At 65.4% G+C, this 15427-nt stretch carries 10 protein-coding genes, 1 tRNA gene and 1 pseudogene; 4 read left to right on the top strand and 8 right to left on the bottom strand.

Annotated elements, in window-relative coordinates; translation table 11 throughout:
* Positions 1 to 51: 51 nt before the first annotated feature.
* From TVC13_RS11615 to TVC13_RS11635, 5 genes are all read right to left on the bottom strand, one after another.
* Positions 52 to 1434, bottom strand: coding sequence for a sugar porter family MFS transporter (locus TVC13_RS11615; protein WP_422401358.1), 1383 nt, complete (start codon positions 1432 to 1434; stop codon positions 52 to 54).
* Between the two features lie 86 nt (positions 1435 to 1520).
* Complete coding sequence (gene sucD, locus TVC13_RS11620) at positions 1521 to 2423, bottom strand: succinate--CoA ligase subunit alpha (protein ID WP_325789584.1); 903 nt, start codon at positions 2421 to 2423, stop codon at positions 1521 to 1523.
* Between the two features lie 31 nt (positions 2424 to 2454).
* A complete protein-coding gene (gene sucC / locus TVC13_RS11625; protein WP_422401359.1) occupies positions 2455 to 3624 on the bottom strand; it encodes an ADP-forming succinate--CoA ligase subunit beta in 1170 nt (389 codons plus the stop codon).
* 201 nt (positions 3625 to 3825) lie between these two features.
* Positions 3826 to 6324, bottom strand: a complete 2499-nt coding sequence (pcrA, locus tag TVC13_RS11630; protein ID WP_422401360.1) for a DNA helicase PcrA — start codon at positions 6322 to 6324, stop codon at positions 3826 to 3828.
* Between the two features lie 72 nt (positions 6325 to 6396).
* Positions 6397 to 7197, bottom strand: coding sequence for an inositol monophosphatase family protein (locus tag TVC13_RS11635; protein ID WP_422401361.1), 801 nt, complete (start codon positions 7195 to 7197; stop codon positions 6397 to 6399).
* Positions 7198 to 7272: 75 nt separating this feature from the next.
* Here TVC13_RS11635 and TVC13_RS11640 point away from each other — a divergent pair, with 75 nt between their 5' ends.
* Positions 7273 to 7917, top strand: a complete 645-nt coding sequence (locus TVC13_RS11640) for a hypothetical protein (RefSeq protein ID WP_422401362.1) — start codon at positions 7273 to 7275, stop codon at positions 7915 to 7917.
* An 18-nt stretch (positions 7918 to 7935) separates the two neighbouring features.
* On the opposite strand, the pseudogene TVC13_RS11645 reads toward TVC13_RS11640, so the two are convergent.
* A pseudogene (locus TVC13_RS11645) lies at positions 7936 to 9903 on the bottom strand (MMPL family transporter); the annotation flags it as partial.
* Positions 9904 to 10004: 101 nt separating this feature from the next.
* On the opposite strand from TVC13_RS11645, the gene TVC13_RS11650 reads away from it, so the two are divergent.
* A complete protein-coding gene (locus TVC13_RS11650) occupies positions 10005 to 10499 on the top strand; it encodes a MarR family winged helix-turn-helix transcriptional regulator (RefSeq protein WP_422401387.1) in 495 nt (164 codons plus the stop codon).
* A 79-nt stretch (positions 10500 to 10578) separates the two neighbouring features.
* Positions 10579 to 10652, top strand: a tRNA-Arg gene (locus TVC13_RS11655).
* A gap of 58 nt (positions 10653 to 10710) precedes the next feature.
* Here the strand turns inward: TVC13_RS11655 and TVC13_RS11660 are convergent.
* Complete coding sequence (locus tag TVC13_RS11660; protein WP_422401363.1) at positions 10711 to 12609, bottom strand: ABC transporter ATP-binding protein; 1899 nt, start codon at positions 12607 to 12609, stop codon at positions 10711 to 10713.
* A 214-nt stretch (positions 12610 to 12823) separates the two neighbouring features.
* On the opposite strand from TVC13_RS11660, the gene TVC13_RS11665 reads away from it, so the two are divergent.
* Entirely contained in the window at positions 12824 to 14506 is a 1683-nt protein-coding gene (locus tag TVC13_RS11665; RefSeq protein WP_422401364.1) for a sensor histidine kinase, read from the top strand.
* Positions 14507 to 14520: 14 nt separating this feature from the next.
* On the opposite strand, the gene fdhD is transcribed toward TVC13_RS11665, so the two are convergent.
* Positions 14521 to 15378, bottom strand: coding sequence for a formate dehydrogenase accessory sulfurtransferase FdhD (gene fdhD / locus TVC13_RS11670; protein ID WP_422401365.1), 858 nt, complete (start codon positions 15376 to 15378; stop codon positions 14521 to 14523).
* Positions 15379 to 15427: the final 49 nt, after the last annotated feature.

Raw genomic sequence — 15427 nt, forward strand, 5'->3', positions numbered from 1 at the left:
GGGGGGGGGGGGGGGGGGGGGCCCGCCCCGGGCACCCGGACCGCGCCCAGGCTAAGCCTTGCGCAGCTTCAGCTCGAGCTCTTCCAGGGACAGTCCGCGGGTCTCAGGCATAAACCGCCGGACGAACAGCACGGCGCAGATGCCCAGGGCCACGAAGATGAAGAACGTGTTGGAAATCCCCAGGGCGGCCATCAGCATGGGGAAGGAGAACCCGACAGCGAAGTTGGCCATCCACTGCACAAACACGGACAGGCCTATGCCCAGGCCGCGGACCCGCAGCGGGAAGATCTCCGCAAGCATCAGCCACGTCACCGGGGAAACTGCGCCCTGCTGGAAGGCCAGGAACAGGACGGTCAGCGACAGCACGGTGAAACCGCGGGCGGTGCCTTCGGGCATCAGGATCGAGGCTGCGCCAATGAGCGCCAGCGTGCTGGTGGTGCCGAGCAGGCCGGTGATGAGCATGGCCCGGCGGGCCACCTTTCCCAGCAGCCAGATGCCGAGCAGGGCAGCGGCGACAGAGACGACACCGTTGGCGATGTTCGCGGTCAGCGCGGCTTCCGTGCCGAATCCGGCGTCGGCCAGGATCTGCGTGCCGTAGTAGATGATCGCGTTCACCCCGGTAATCTGCTGCACGATCGACAGGCCCATGCCAATCAGCAGGACGCGCAGCAGCCACGGCTCGGCGAAGTCCTTCAGCCGCCCGGTGCGTGAAGTGCCGGCGAGTCCCTTGATCTCCTCATACTCCGCCTGCGCTTCTTCGGCGCTGCGGATCTTCTGCAGCGCTTCGAGCATCTGCGCGTACCTGCCCTTCGACCCCAGCCAGCGTGGGCTTTCGGGCACAAAGTGCATGCCGATCCACAGTGCTACTGCCGGAAGGGTGGCCACCAGGAGCATCCAGCGCCACACGTTGCCTTCCTCGCCCCAGAGGTTGCCGATCACTGCGTTGCAGACGAAGGCGGCGAGCTGTCCGGTGACGATCATGAGCTGGTCCCGGGTCACCAGCTGGCCGCGGCGGGATGCGGGAGCAAGCTCGGCCAGGAACATGGGTACGACGGCGGAAGCGCCGCCCACTGCCAGGCCCAGGACTACGCGGGCCAAGACCATAAACCCGATCCCGGGCGCCGCAGCGGTACCGGCGGCACCGAGCATGAACACGACGGCGAGGATCAGGAGCAGCCGGCGCCTGCCCAGCCGGTCAGCAAGCTGTCCGGCACCTACGGCGCCGAAGGCCGCGCCGAAGAGGAGGCTGGAGGTGATCAGGCCCTCCGTGAACGGCGTCAGGCCCAGGTCGTCCTGCATGTAGGGCAGCGCCCCGTTGATCACGCCGGTGTCATACCCGAAGAGGAAACCTCCCAGGGTAGCGATCCAGGTGGCCCGGCGCAGTGCCCGGCGGTGATCTGCCGGTACCGCGGGGGAAGCTGGGTTGGAACTCATGTAGCTGTCGTGTCTTTCTGAAGATGGACGCACAAAACCCCCGTGCACCGGAAAAATCCGGGCACGGGGGTGTGTGCTGGTGGAGCTTAGAGCGAAGCGAAGACTTCGCGCAGCAGCTCGGCGGTCTCGGACGGCGTCTTGCCGACCTTCACGCCTGCTGCTTCGAGGGCTTCCTTCTTGGCCTGTGCGGTTCCTGCGGAACCGGAGACGATGGCGCCTGCGTGGCCCATGGTCTTGCCTTCGGGAGCGGTGAAGCCTGCGACGTAGCCGACAACCGGCTTGGTGACGTTGGCCTTGATGAAGTCGGCTGCGCGCTCTTCGGCGTCGCCGCCGATTTCGCCGATCATCACGATCGCCTTGGTCTCGGGGTCAGCTTCGAAGGCTGCGAGGGCGTCGATGTGCGTGGTGCCGATGATCGGGTCGCCGCCGATGCCAATGGCGGTGGAGAAGCCAAGGTCGCGCAGTTCGTACATCATCTGGTAGGTCAGGGTGCCGGACTTCGATACGAGGCCGATCGGGCCCTTGCCCGTGATGTTGTTCGGGGTGATGCCGACCAGGGCTTCGCCCGGGGTGATGATGCCGGGGCAGTTCGGGCCGATGATGCGGGTGACCTGGTTGCCGTCGGCGTCGACCTTGGACTGGGCGTGGGCCCAGAACTCGGCGGAATCCTGTACGGGAACACCTTCGGTGATGACCACAACGAGGCCGATGCCTGCGTCGATGGCTTCCATCACGGCGTCCTTGGTGAAGGCCGGCGGGACGAAGACGATCGAGACGTCAGCCTCGGTCTTTTCCATTGCCTCGGCCACGGTGCCGAACACCGGAAGCTCAACATCGCCGTGGGTCACGGTGGTGCCGGCCTTGCGGGCGTTGACGCCGCCCACAACCTGGGTCCCGGCCTTGAGCATCAGGGCGGTGTGCTTGGTGCCTTCGCCGCCGGTGATGCCCTGAACGATGACCTTGGAGTCCTTGTTCAAGAAGATAGACATATGTGAATTCTCTTTCTGGGGATCGGCTCGGTCAGCGAGCTGCGTTGGCGAGCTCGGCAGCCTTGTCGGCGCCGTTGTCCATGGTGGTTGCGAGGGTAACCAGCGGGTGGTTGGCCTCGGCCAGGATGCGGCGGCCTTCCTCGACGTTGTTGCCGTCCAGGCGGACGACCAGCGGCTTGTTGGCCTCGTCGCCGAGGATCTCCAGGGCCTTGACGATGCCGTTGGCAACGGCGTCACAGGCGGTGATTCCGCCGAAGACGTTCACGAAGACGGACTTGACCTGCTCATCGTTGAGGATGACGTCCAGGCCTGCGGCCATAACGGATGCCGAGGCTCCGCCGCCGATGTCCAGGAAGTTGGCGGGCTTGACGTTGCCGTGCTTTTCGCCGGCGTAGGCAACGACGTCGAGCGTGGACATAACCAGGCCGGCACCGTTACCGATGATGCCAACTTCGCCGTCGAGCTTGACGTAGTTCAGGTCGTTGGCCTTGGCCTTGGCTTCCAGCGGGTCAGCTGCGTCCTTGTCTTCCAGCTCGGCGTGGCCGGGCTGGCGGAAGTCAGCGTTCTCGTCCAGGGAGACCTTGCCGTCCAGGGCAACGATGTCGCCTGCGCCGGTCTTGACCAGCGGGTTGACCTCCACGAGGGTTGCGTCTTCCTTGGTGAAGACGTCCCAGAGCTTCATGATGGCGTTGATGACGCCTTCGCGCAGTTCCGGAGCGAAGCCGGCTGCGTCGACGATTTCCTCGGCCTTGGCCTGGTCGATGCCAACTGCCGGATCCACGGCGACGCGGGCAAGGGCGTCGGGGCGCTCGACGGCGAGCTGCTCGATTTCCATGCCGCCTTCAACCGAGCACATGGCCAGGTAGTTGCGGTTGGCCCGGTCCAGCAGGACGGAGAAGTAGAACTCCTCGGCGATGTCCGCACCCTGGGCGATCATGACCTTCTTGACCGTGTGGCCCTTGATGTCCATCCCGAGGATGTTGCTGGCGTGCTCGAAAGCCTCGTCAGCGGTCTTAGCGACCTTGACGCCGCCGGCCTTGCCGCGGCCGCCAACCTTTACCTGGGCCTTGACGACTACAACGCCGCCAATCTTCTCGGCTGCGGCTTTGGCTTCTTCAGGAGTGTGCGCCACGATTCCGGCAAGCACGGGTACTCCGTGCGCCTCAAACAGATCGCGCGCCTGATATTCAAACAGGTCCACGGGCTAGTGTCCTTCTACGTCGAAGTAGGTTTACATATTGATCAGCTGATCAAGAAGCAGATGCGTCGAGCCGGGCTGCCCCAATGGCACTTTAGTCCCTTAGCACCGGGGGCCCACCACAGACTACCGCTTTAGTGACGAAGGGCACAGTTCGACAGTTTGTAGAAGAACCGGCCTGTCCGCTATGGGCCTGAGGCTGTGTTATGACTCCTTGGTCAGCGGGGCGTAACGCAGCAGCAGGCGCTTCTCGCCGACGTCGAACTTCACCTTCGCCACGGTCTTGTCCCCTGAACCTTCCACGGCGAGCACCTGGCCGTGGCCGAAGGAGGTGTGGTTGACCTTGTCCCCCACCGCAACCGAAATGACTTCCTTCTGCGGCTGGACGCGGCCCATCGCCTTGGAGACGGGTGCGGCGGCGATGCTCCCGCCGGTGGACGACGCCGATCCGGCGCCCCAGTGCGATCCGCTGTACCGGCTGGAGGTGATGCTTCCGCCGCCCCAGGTGGGCCGGTCCATGCCTTCGCGCTTCCATTCGATGAGTTCGGAGGGCACCTCCCCCACAAACTGGCTGGCCGGGTTGTACTGGCTCTGGCCCCACATGCTGCGGACCTCGGAGCGGGTGAGGTAGAGCCGCTGCCGGGCGCGGGTAAGGCCCACGTAGGCCAGGCGCCGTTCCTCGGCAAGTTCAGCCGGGTCCGTGGCCGAGCGCTGGTGCGGGAAGATGCCCTGTTCCATGCCGGTCAGGAAGACCACGGGGAATTCAAGGCCCTTGGCGGTGTGCAGGGTCATCAGAGTCACCACGCCCTGCCGGCGGGATTCCTCGACGGCGGCTGCCACTTCCTCGGCCGATCCTTCCGGGGCGTCCGGGATCTGGTCCGCGTCCGCCACCAGGGAGACCTGTTCCAGGAACTGCTCCAGGGTTCCTTCCGGGTTGTCGCGTTCGAATTCGCGTACGACGGCGACCAGTTCCGCCAGGTTCTCCACCCGGGACTCGTCCTGCGGATCGGAGCTGGAGCGCAGCTGGGCCAGGTAGCCGGTCTGTTCCAGCACCGCTTCCAGGGCAGCGGACGCCCCGGAACCCGTTGCCACCTCAGCCAAGTCATCGATCAGCTTCACGAAGCCGTTGACCGCGTTCAGCGAGCGCGTCGCCAGGCCCGGTGCGTCCTCGGCTCGGCGCAGGGCGGCCATAAAGCTGATCCGCTCGCGTTCGGCGAGGGCCGCCACCGAGTACTCCGCGCGGTCACCGATGCCGCGCTTGGGTTCGTTCAGGATCCGGCGCAGGTTCACGACGTCGTCCTGGTTCACCAGCACGCGCAGGTACGCCAGCGCGTCCTTGATCTCCTTGCGTTCGTAGAACCGGGTGCCGCCAACCACCTTGTACGGCAGGCCAACGCGCACCAGGACGTCCTCGAGCGAACGTGACTGGGCGTTGGTGCGGTAGAAGATGGCGACGTCGCCCGGCCTCAGGTTTTCTTCATCCTGCAGCCGGTCGATTTCCTCCGCGATGAAGCGGGCTTCCTCGTGCTCGTTCTCCCCTACATAGCCAACAATCTTCGGGCCGTCCCCCTCAGCCGTCCAGAGTTTCTTCTCCGGACGGTTGGGGTTGCGGGAGATCACCGCATTGGCGGCCGAAAGGATGGTCTGCGTGGACCGGTAGTTCTGTTCCAGCAGGATGGTGCGTGCGGAGGGGTAGTCCTTCTCGAAATCCACGATGTTGCGGACGTCCGCGCCGCGGAAGGCGTAGATGGACTGGTCGGAGTCGCCCACCACGGTCAGCTCAGCCGGCGGAATGTCCAGGTGTCCTTCGCCTTCCACTCCTACGAGCTCGCGGACCAGGGCGTACTGGGCGTGGTTGGTGTCCTGGTACTCGTCCACGAGGATGTGCCGGAACCGGCGCCGGTAGTACTCGGCTACGCCCGGGAAGGCCCGGAACATGTACACCGTCTGGGCGATCAGGTCGTCGAAGTCCATGGCGTTGGCCTGGCGCATCCGCTGGGTGTACCCGGTGTAGACCTGGGCCACGGCCTGCTCGAACGGATCTGAGTAATTGGCGCTGGAGGCGTAGGACTCATCGTCAATGAGTTCGTTCTTCAGGCCGGAGATCTTGTTGGCAATGGCCTTGGGCGCGAACCGTTTGGGATCAAGGTCCAGTCCCTTGGCCACCAGCGTGATCAGGCGCAGGGTGTCCGCGGAGTCGTAGATGGAGAAGTTGGAGTTCATCCCCACGGCTTTGGCCTCGCGGCGCAGGATCCGTACGCAGGAGGAGTGGAAAGTGGAAATCCACATGGTCTTGGCTACACCGCCCACCAGGGACTCGATGCGCTCGCGCATTTCCGCTGCGGCCTTGTTGGTGAAGGTGATGGCCAGGATCTGCCCCGGGTTGGACCGTCCGGTGGCCAGCAGGTACGCAATCCGGTGGCTGAGCACCCGGGTCTTGCCGGAACCGGCGCCCGCAACGATTAGCAGCGGGGATCCGGCGTGCTTGACCGCTTCTTCCTGCTGCGGGTTCAGCCCGCGCAGAAGATCCGCGGCGCGTGCCTCGTCGACGCGCCCGGAACCGGCACGGGGGTGGCCGCTGGCCCCGGCTGCGTCAGCTCCCGCCTTCCGGCCGGCGTCTTCCCCGGCCTTTTCCGCTTCAGGGTCAGCGGAGGCCTTGGTCTTGGCGGGCGTGGAAAAGTACGGATCAAAGAGATAGTCCATGGTGGTTTTAAGTCTAGGTGCTGGCCCGGACATTTTCCCGGACGCGGTTTGCGCCCGGCCGGCCCGGGGCCCCTAGCTTCCGGCCAGCCGGTGCTGGATCTCACGGACTGCAGCCGCCGGACCGGCGATGTGCCAGCGGAACCCGTTGACCTCCAGCACTGCAGTTGTACCCCCGGCGGCCTCAACGATTGCCTTTCCGGGCAGCCAGTCCCACTCCGGACAGCTGTGCTGGAACCAGGCACCCAGCCGGCCCGAGGCCACCGACCCCAGGTCGCAGGAGCCGGACCCGAGCATCCGCAGGGTGGCAGCACCTGCCGCAGCCCTAATCCAGGGACCGGCCACGTCTTCACGCTGGAGCCAGGTCGGATGCAGGTACGTTCCCGCGCTGAGCCGGTCCAGGTCCGTGTCTGGCAGCGGTGCCAGCGGCTCGCCGTTCAGGGTGGCGCCCTGTCCGGGGCCGCCCAGCCAGAGCCGGTCCTCCTGCGGCTGGTAGACCGCGCCCAGCAGAACCCGGGGATCCTCATCCGCCGGGCTCCCGTCACCGGTGCGCAGGGCCAGGGCGGAACACCAGTAAGTGGAACCGGAAAGGAAGTTGTAGGTGCCGTCCACCGGATCAATGACCCAGGTCCGCCCCGACGTTCCTTCGTGGCTGGCGCCTTCTTCGCCCAGGATCCCGTCTTCGGGCCGCTGCCGGCGCAGGGTCTCGAGGACCAGCTCTTCCGCTGCCTGATCCGCCGCCGTCACGACGTCGGACACGGAGGTTTTCTGTTTGCCGGTCAGTCCCTCCCGGCGCATGGCCAGGGCCAGGGCCCCGGCCTCGCGGACCAGGGACTCGGCCAGGGCGAAATCTTCTTCTGTGGCATTGGCACTCATGGGCGATAGCCTAAACCGTCCTCTCCCCTGACGGGGTCCGGGACGGCCCGTGCGCCCCTCCGCCATACTGGAGGCATGGGTAAAACTCCGGCACAGCGCGCCGCCAAGCACGGCGACAAGGCACAACTTCCGGCGGGGCCGCAGCTCCCTGCCAGTTCAACAACGCAGCGGACGCCGCAGCAGGCCAAGACCAACGCCAATTTGGTCGTGATTGCCGCGGCGGCCACCGCGCTGTTTATGTTCTGGTACTACCACTTGCTGGTACTGAACCAGATGACCCAGCTTTCGGGTGGCCTGGCCATGCCGGACTCGCTGATCGGCGGGTACGACATGGAGTACCTGGCTGCCCTGCGCTCGGCAATGGATGCCGACGCGCTGGGCCAGCTCAGCTACCTCCACAAGACGGCAGGTACCCTCTTTCCCCTCATCTTCGGATTCGCCTGGCTGCTGATCATCGGCCTCAATACCCAGCGCCGTTCACTTCGCTGGGTATTGTGGGCCGCGCCGATCCTCTTTGTCATAGCGGATCTCTGGGAGAACGTCGTCATTGACGGCGTCCTGGGGTCTGCGGAGCTAGCGGCCGGTGACGCTGGCCTGGCCAGCATCCTCACGGTCGCCCGCTGGGTCCTCCTCGGGCTCAGCCTGGTGGCGTCCGTGCTTGCCGTTTTTAGCTCCCGGACGGCTCGGCCACCAGAACTTGTCACCCAGGACAAAGACTAGGGCCGGCACGATCACGGTCCGCACGATCAGGGTGTCGAACAGGACGCCGATCGCCACGGTGATGCCAACCTGGGTCAGGGTAACCAGGGGCAGGACACCCAGGACCACGAACACTGCTGCCAGCAGGATGCCGGCACTGGTGATCACGCCGCCGGTGGAGCGCAGCGCAGCCAGCATGCCCTTCCTGGTGCCCATGGTGGCCGCGTTCTCACGGGCCCGGGTGACCAGGAAGATGTTGTAGTCCACACCCAGCGCCACGAGGAACAGGAAGCTGTACAGCAGCGTCAGGGTGTCCAGGGCCGGGAAGCCCAGGACATTCACGAACAGCAGCCAGCTCAGGCCGCTGGCGGCGAAGAAGGTGAGCAGCACCGAACCGACCAGCAGGAACGGTGCAACAAGAGAGCGCAGCAGGACCAGCAGCACCAGGAACACCAGGATGATCACCAGGGTGACCACCAGGGTCACGTCGTGGGTGTTCGCATCCAGCTGGTCCACCCGCTCGGCAGCTTCGCCGCCAACCAGGGCCCCGTAGTCCGGGGTTTCCGCGAGCTCAGCGCGCAGATCCCGGATGAAGTCGTTCGATTCCCCGGTTCCTGCTTCGTAGGAGTTGATCAGGTCGATCCGGGTCAGCCCGTCGTGCTCGTCAGTGATGGAGGCGCTGTCCACGCCCTCCAGGGAGCCAAGCGTCTCCGTTGCGGCCTCTGCCTCATCCGAGTTCACCAGGACAATCACCGGGGAGGTGCTGCCCGCAGCGAATCCTTCGGACAGCGTCTCCGCAGCAGTCACGGCTTCCGGCTTGTCCGTGAACTGTTCGTTCTCGCTCAGGCCGATCTTGGCACTGAAGAGGCCGCTGGCCATGACCAGCAGAACAACGACGGCGATGCCGGCGATCGTCTTCGGGCGGCGTGCCGTTGCCTCACCCAGCTTGCCCCAGAACTTGCCTTCGCGTGCCGGGTCTCCGACCTTGGGCACAAACGGCCAGAACAGCTTGCGGCCCAGCAGCACCAGAGCCACGGGCAGCAGGAAGAGCGCGCTGAGGATGGCAAACACAATGCCAAGGGCTGCCGAGAAGCCCAGCCCTCGGTAGCTCATGGTGTCGGTGAAGAGCAGGGTCAGCAGCGCCAGGATGACGGTGCCGCCGGAGGCGATGATCGCTTCACGGGTGCGGCTCAGGGCCTTGCCCATCGCGGCGTAAACGCTGTCATGGACGCGCAGCTCTTCCCGGTAACGGGCGATGAGCAGCAGGGCGTAGTTGGTCGCCGCACCGAAGACGAGGACGCTGGTGATACCCACGGCGGAAGGATCCACTTCAATCCCGACGAGCGGGGCCAGTACGTCCACCATGCGCAGGGAGAGCTGTTCGGTGGCGGCAACGATCGCCAGCGGGACGATCCACAGCCACGGCGAGCGGTAAGTGACGATCAGCAGCAGCGCCACCACCGAAGCGGTCACGGCAAGGAGCGTGAAGTTGGCTCCGGCGAAAACGCCGGCCAGATCGGCGGTAAACGCAGCGCCGCCGGTGAGTTCGGCCTTGATTCCCTCCGGAGCTGCCTCGCTGACGGCCTCGCGCAGGGCCGCGACCTCTTCGCCCACGGCATCGCCGTCGTCGGCGGCAGCCTGAAGCGTGACCGGAATGATCGCGACTACGCCGTTTTCAGAGACCAGCTGGGGAACCTGGGCGGGAGGGGCCTCGACGCCGGCGTCTGTTGCGGCCGCACTGATTTCGGCAATGCCTGCAATGTCCGTCTCGCTCATTTCGCCGCCGTCTTCGCGCGAAACCACAATCAGCGCGGTGGACTGCTGCGCTTCAGGGAACTCCTTGAGCAGTTCCTGCACCTGGGTGACCTGGTATTTGTCACTCAGCTGGCCCACGGTCGAGGACTCGTTTTCGGGGACCGGTATGGCAAAAAGCCCCACGATCACCACCAGGCCCAGGAACAGCGTTACCAACGCCGCCCTTGCCGACTTAACTATCTTCGCGCTCATGGGGTACTCCAGAGGTATAGGTGTTGAAAGCAAGTAACTAGAGAACAAAGTATCTCTTATTTAGAGATACTTCAACGTGGAGCTACTATGTGGGGGTGGAGATGAACGCGCTGCGGCGCCAGATTGTGGAGGCTGTCCGGGGAATGGGCCTGGACGGCCAGCTCGTGGCGGACGCCTTCGCCCATAACCACGGACTGAACTCCACAGACATGCGTGCCCTGACACTGGTCATGGAAGCCGAGATGCGCGGCGCTCCCCTCACCGCCGGACGGCTGAGCACCCTGCTGGGCACCTCCACGGGAGCAACTACCGCCGTCATTGACCGGCTTGAGCAGATCGGCCATATCCACCGCACCCGCTCGGAATCAGACCGGCGGAAAGTCACCCTGCACTTCGAGCCCCTGGCCCGCGAACTGGCCGGCGCCTACTTCGGACCGCTGGGAGCGCTGACCACCGAGGTCATGGACCGGTACTCGGAAGCGGAGCTGGAAACGGTCCACAGCTTCCTCGTTGGAATGCGGCAGGCCTACAACACCTACCTGCAGCGGCTGGAAGATGCCGGGGGCAAGGACGCGGCACCCGCACCAAAGCCGTAGCCGCGTGTCCCCGCAGGCCGCGGGGCACCTGCTGCCGAAAACAGGTAAGCTGTTTATCGCTGCCGGACGCCGGCGGCTCGCCTCCGTAGCTCAGTAGGATAGAGCGGCCCTCTCCTAAAGGGCAGGTCGTCGGTTCGATTCCGGCCGGGGGCACTTTTTTATATTTGCTGCAGCCACCCGGGTGACCTCCGCTGTCCCGGGAAGGAGCCTGCTACTGCCCGGGCGCCGGCCCGCTCAGCGCCTCAGGCTCCGCGGCTGCGAACTGGGTGTTGTAGAGCTCGGCGTAGCGTCCGCCCTTGGCCAGCAGCTCCGTGTGGGTGCCCTGCTCGGCGATGCGTCCGTCCTCGATCACCAGGATCCGGTCCGCATTGCGGATCGTGGAGAGCCGGTGTGCAATGACGACGGCGGTGCGTCCCTGCAGCGCTTCGGTCAGGGCTGCCTGGACTGCAGCTTCCGAGGTCGAGTCCAGTGCAGCCGTTGCCTCGTCCAGAACCACGATTCGGGGCTGCGCGAGAAGCAGCCGGGCGATCGTCATGCGCTGGCGCTCACCGCCGGAGAGCCGGTAACCGCGCTCCCCCACCATGGTCTCCAGACCGTCAGGCAGGGACCGGATCAGGTCCTCCAGGCGTGCCCGGCGCAGCGCGTCCCAGATCTCCTCCTCGCTGGCCCCGGGATTAGCCAGCAGCAGGTTGGAGCGGATGGTTTCGTGGAACAGGTGCCCGTCCTGCGTGACCATGCCCAGGGCGGACCGCATACCTTCGAAGCTCAGGTCACGGACGTCCGTGCCGGAGAACCGCACCGCACCGGTGTCGACGTCGTAAAGCCGCGAAAGCAGCTGGGCGATCGTCGACTTGCCGGCACCGGAGCTGCCCACCAGGGCCACGGTCTGCCCGGGTTCAACCCGGAAGGAGACATTGTGCAGAACATCCTCACCTCCCCGGCTGTCCAGCACGGCGACGTCCTCGAGGGAGGCCAGCGACACTTTGTCCGCCGTCGGGTAGGCAAAAGTGACGTCCTCAAACTCAACACCCAGCGGACCATTGGGAACCGGCGCGGGGTTTTCCTTCTCGCGGATCAGCGGCTTGAGGTCCAGGATTTCGAAGACCCGCTCGAAGCTGACGACGGCGCTCATGATTTCCACGCGGGCGTTCGCCAGTGAGGTAAGCGGTGCGTAAAGCCTGGTCAGCAGCAGCGCCAGCGTCACCACGTCACCGGTGTTCAGGGTCCCGTTGAGGGCGAACCAGCCGCCCAGACCGTAAACCAGCGCCAGTGCCAGTGCCGAGACAAGAGTCAGGGCGGTCACGAAGACCGTCTGCATCATGGCTGTCTTCACGCCGATGTCCCGGACCCTGGCCGCACGGACGGCGAACTCCGTGGATTCCTGGTCCGGCCGGCCGAACAGCTTGACCAGCGTGGCTCCGGGGGCGGAGAAGCGTTCGGTCATCTGGGTGCCCATGGAAGCGTTGTGATTCGCGGCTTCACGCCGCAGCGCCGCCAGGCGGCTTCCCATCCGCCGCGCGGGAATCAGGAACACCGGAAGCAGCAGCATGGCCAGGATCGTGACCTGCCAGGAGGTTGTCAGCATCACGATCAGCGTGAGGATCAGTGCCACCAGGTTGCTGACCACTCCGGAGAGGGTGCCGCTGAAGGCCTGCTGAGCGCCAATGACGTCGTTGTTGAGTCGGCTGACCAGGGCTCCGGTGCGGGTGCGCGTGAAGAAGGCGATCGGCATCCGCTGCACGTGGTCAAACACGGCGGTACGCAGGTCCAGGATCACCTGTTCACCAATCCGGGAAGAGAACCAGCGCGTCGCAAGCGAAACTCCGGCGTCGGCCACTGCCACCACGGCGATCAGCACCGCCAGCCAGATAACCGTCTCAACCGAGGCACTGGCCACGATCGCGTTGACCACCTCGCCGGCCAGGACGGGTGTGGCCACGGCCAGGAACGCTCCCCCGGTGGAGAGGATCAGGAACCCAATCAGCTGCCTGCGGTACGGCGAGGCAAAGGCCAGAATCCGCCTGAGTGTCTCGCGTGAAATCTTCCTGTCGCTGCCCTTTGCGGTGGAGATCTTGTAGAGCGAACTCCAAGCCGCGCCTTCCATGCTCATCTATGTAACTTCCTGTAGTAGCGCTGCTTCCAGACTAGTAGTTCCCCGGATCTGCGGCGCCCGGCATAACGCCTCCGCGCGGCGGTGAATTCCCCGTGATCCGCCGGGCCGCAATGACACGCAATGATGTGCCCTTCACCACGTGCAACGGGAGTCCCCTGGGATACACTGCAAACGCCCGCATCCATCCGGGCTCTTTGAACGAAAGGCCGCTATGCCGACGGCACCCGCCCATGAGGGGATGTCTACGGACAGACTCAGCGAAGCCCTGCCGGCGCTGGTCGCCGTTGGTGATGCCTCGCTGCGTGCGGATGTTGAAGCAGCCCTGAGCCGTGCGTCCCTCCGGCCCGTTGCGCGCGGTGAGGCCGGCGAAGATCCGCTGCCCGTCCTGGCGGTAGTGGACACCGAGGCGGTGAACGCCGCCGGAGAAGACCTGCGGCGCTGGCTGCTGCCCGTTGCTGACGGTTCCGGGCCGCCGGTCATCCTGATATCTTCCGGTGAACTGCTTGACGTCGAAGACATGGTCCGCAGGGGCATCACGGATTTTGTCCTCAGTCCGGTCTCCCACGACGAACTCTCCTACCGGGCAGCCCTGATCCGGGCAGAGTCCCTGGCCGTACGCCGCCGCCGGGAGGTCAACGCCAGCCTGCGCGGGAAGACCCGCATCATCTCTGCAGCGGTGCGTGCCACCAACGATCCGCATGTGATGGCCGACGCCGTCGTGTCCGGGCTCGGTGAAGCCTTCGGCGCAGACCATGTGCTGCTGGTGACCTTCCCGGATGAACGGGTACCCGCACTGGAGAATTGCTGGAGCCGTCCCGGGACAAGCGCCCGGATTCCTGCCCCGGAGCAGGGGCAGGCCCTCGAAGTGGCCAAGCTGCTGTGGGAGAACGGAAAGATGCTCGCGGCGAGGGACCATCTGGACCCGGAATCCGATACCCACCCCATCCTGTACCCGGCACCCCGGGAAGCCGGCCTGCGCACCTCGGTTATCGTGCCGCTGGGGCACGGCGACCGCCCGTTTGGCATTATTTGGCTGGCGGGTGAGTACGCCGAGCGGGTGTGGAGCCCCACGGAACTCTCGCTGATCCAGCACGTCAGCGGAAACCTTGCCCACGGCCTGGTTCAGGGACATTTGATCACGGCCCAGCGCGCGGTGCTTGCCCGGCAGCGCGAGCTTGACCGGGAGAAGACCGACTTCGTGGCCACCATCAACCACGAGCTTCGTACGCCGCTGACTTCCATCACCGGTTACCTGGACCTGATCCTGGACAGCGCGGGAACCGGAGTCTCCCCCGAGATTGCGCAGATGCTGGAAATCGTGGGACGCAATGCCAACCGGCTTAACCACCTGATTGGTGACCTGCTGACCATTTCCCGCGCTGACGCCGAGGAGACCCGGCTCGATGTTGAGGAACTGGTCCTGCGGGATCTGCTGGAGCAGGTCATCGCATCACTTACCCCTGCGGCTACCAGTCGGAACGTTGCCCTGACCTTGGACGAAACCGATCCCGAGCTGCGGCTGGACCTGCGGCTGGACGGAGACCGCGAACAGCTGGAGCGGGTGTTCTCCAACCTCATCTCCAACGCCGTCAAATTCACCCCGCCGCACGGCACAGTCCGGGTGGAGGCTTCGCTGGCAGATCCCGCAGACGGCGCCGCGCCCATGATCCGGGTGTGCGTGCGGGACACGGGCATCGGCATTCCTCCCGAGGACATGCCCAAGCTCTTCAGCCGCTTCTTCCGGGCCTCCAATGCCACCGCCGCAGCCATCCCGGGGACCGGGCTGGGGCTTTCCATCGTCCAGGACATCGTCAATAAGCACGGCGGCAAGCTCTCGATCAGCTCCGAGATGGGCCAGGGAACCTGCGCCGAGGTTATGCTGCCGGCAACCTAGCCTTCCGCCGCGGCTTAGCTTTCCGCTGCGGCGCCGACGGAAACCGACGCCTGGATCCGCTCCGGGAAGCAATAGCAGTTCAGCGAGTTGCCGCGGCTAAAGCCAACCAGCGTCATCCCCGCGTCGCGCGCCAGTTCCACGGACAGTGACGACGGCGCGGAGACCGCGGCCAGTACCGGGATTCCAGCCAGCTGAGCCTTTTGAACAAGTTCAAAAGATGCCCGTCCGGATACCTGCAGCACCGTCCCCCGCAGCGGCAGCATGCCGGCGCGCAGCGCCCAGCCCACCACCTTGTCCACGGCGTTGTGCCGGCCCACGTCTTCGCGCAGGCAGAGCAGCTCCCCGTCGGCAGTAAACAGTCCGGCAGCGTGGACCCCGCCGGTCTTTTCGAACAGGGCCTGGCTTTCCCGCAGCCGCTCCGGCAGGGCCGCGAGGACGTCCAGCGGCACGCGCACGCTGTCCTCCGCCACGTCGAAGTGGGAGGACTTCCGCACCGCCTCAATGGAAGCCGTGCCGCAGATTCCGCAGGAGGAGGAGGTGTAGACGTGCCGTTCCATGCCCGTGTCCGGCAAAGCTGTGCCTGGGCGCAGCTGCACATCCACCACGTTGAAAGTCTGCTGGCCTTCCTCATCTACCCCTGCGCAGTAGCGCATGGAGATCAGCTGGCCGGCCTCCCAGATAACGCCCTCTGAGACCAGGAAGCCGGCCACCAAGTCGAAGTCGTCGCCGGGAGTCCGCATGGTCACAGTGAAGGAACGGCCCTGGAAACGGATCTCCAGGGGCTCCTCTCCGGCCAGCACGTCATCGCGCCGGCTCACCGACCCGTCGGTGCGGAACCTCGTAATGCGGGCACGCCGTGAAACCCGTCCCATCCCATCGCTCCTCAATAAGTCTTAGACTGGCCTCACTTCAGACTAGGTG

This window comes from Arthrobacter sp. 3Tela_A (assembly GCF_049311025.1).
GTDB lineage: Bacteria > Actinomycetota > Actinomycetes > Actinomycetales > Micrococcaceae > Arthrobacter_B.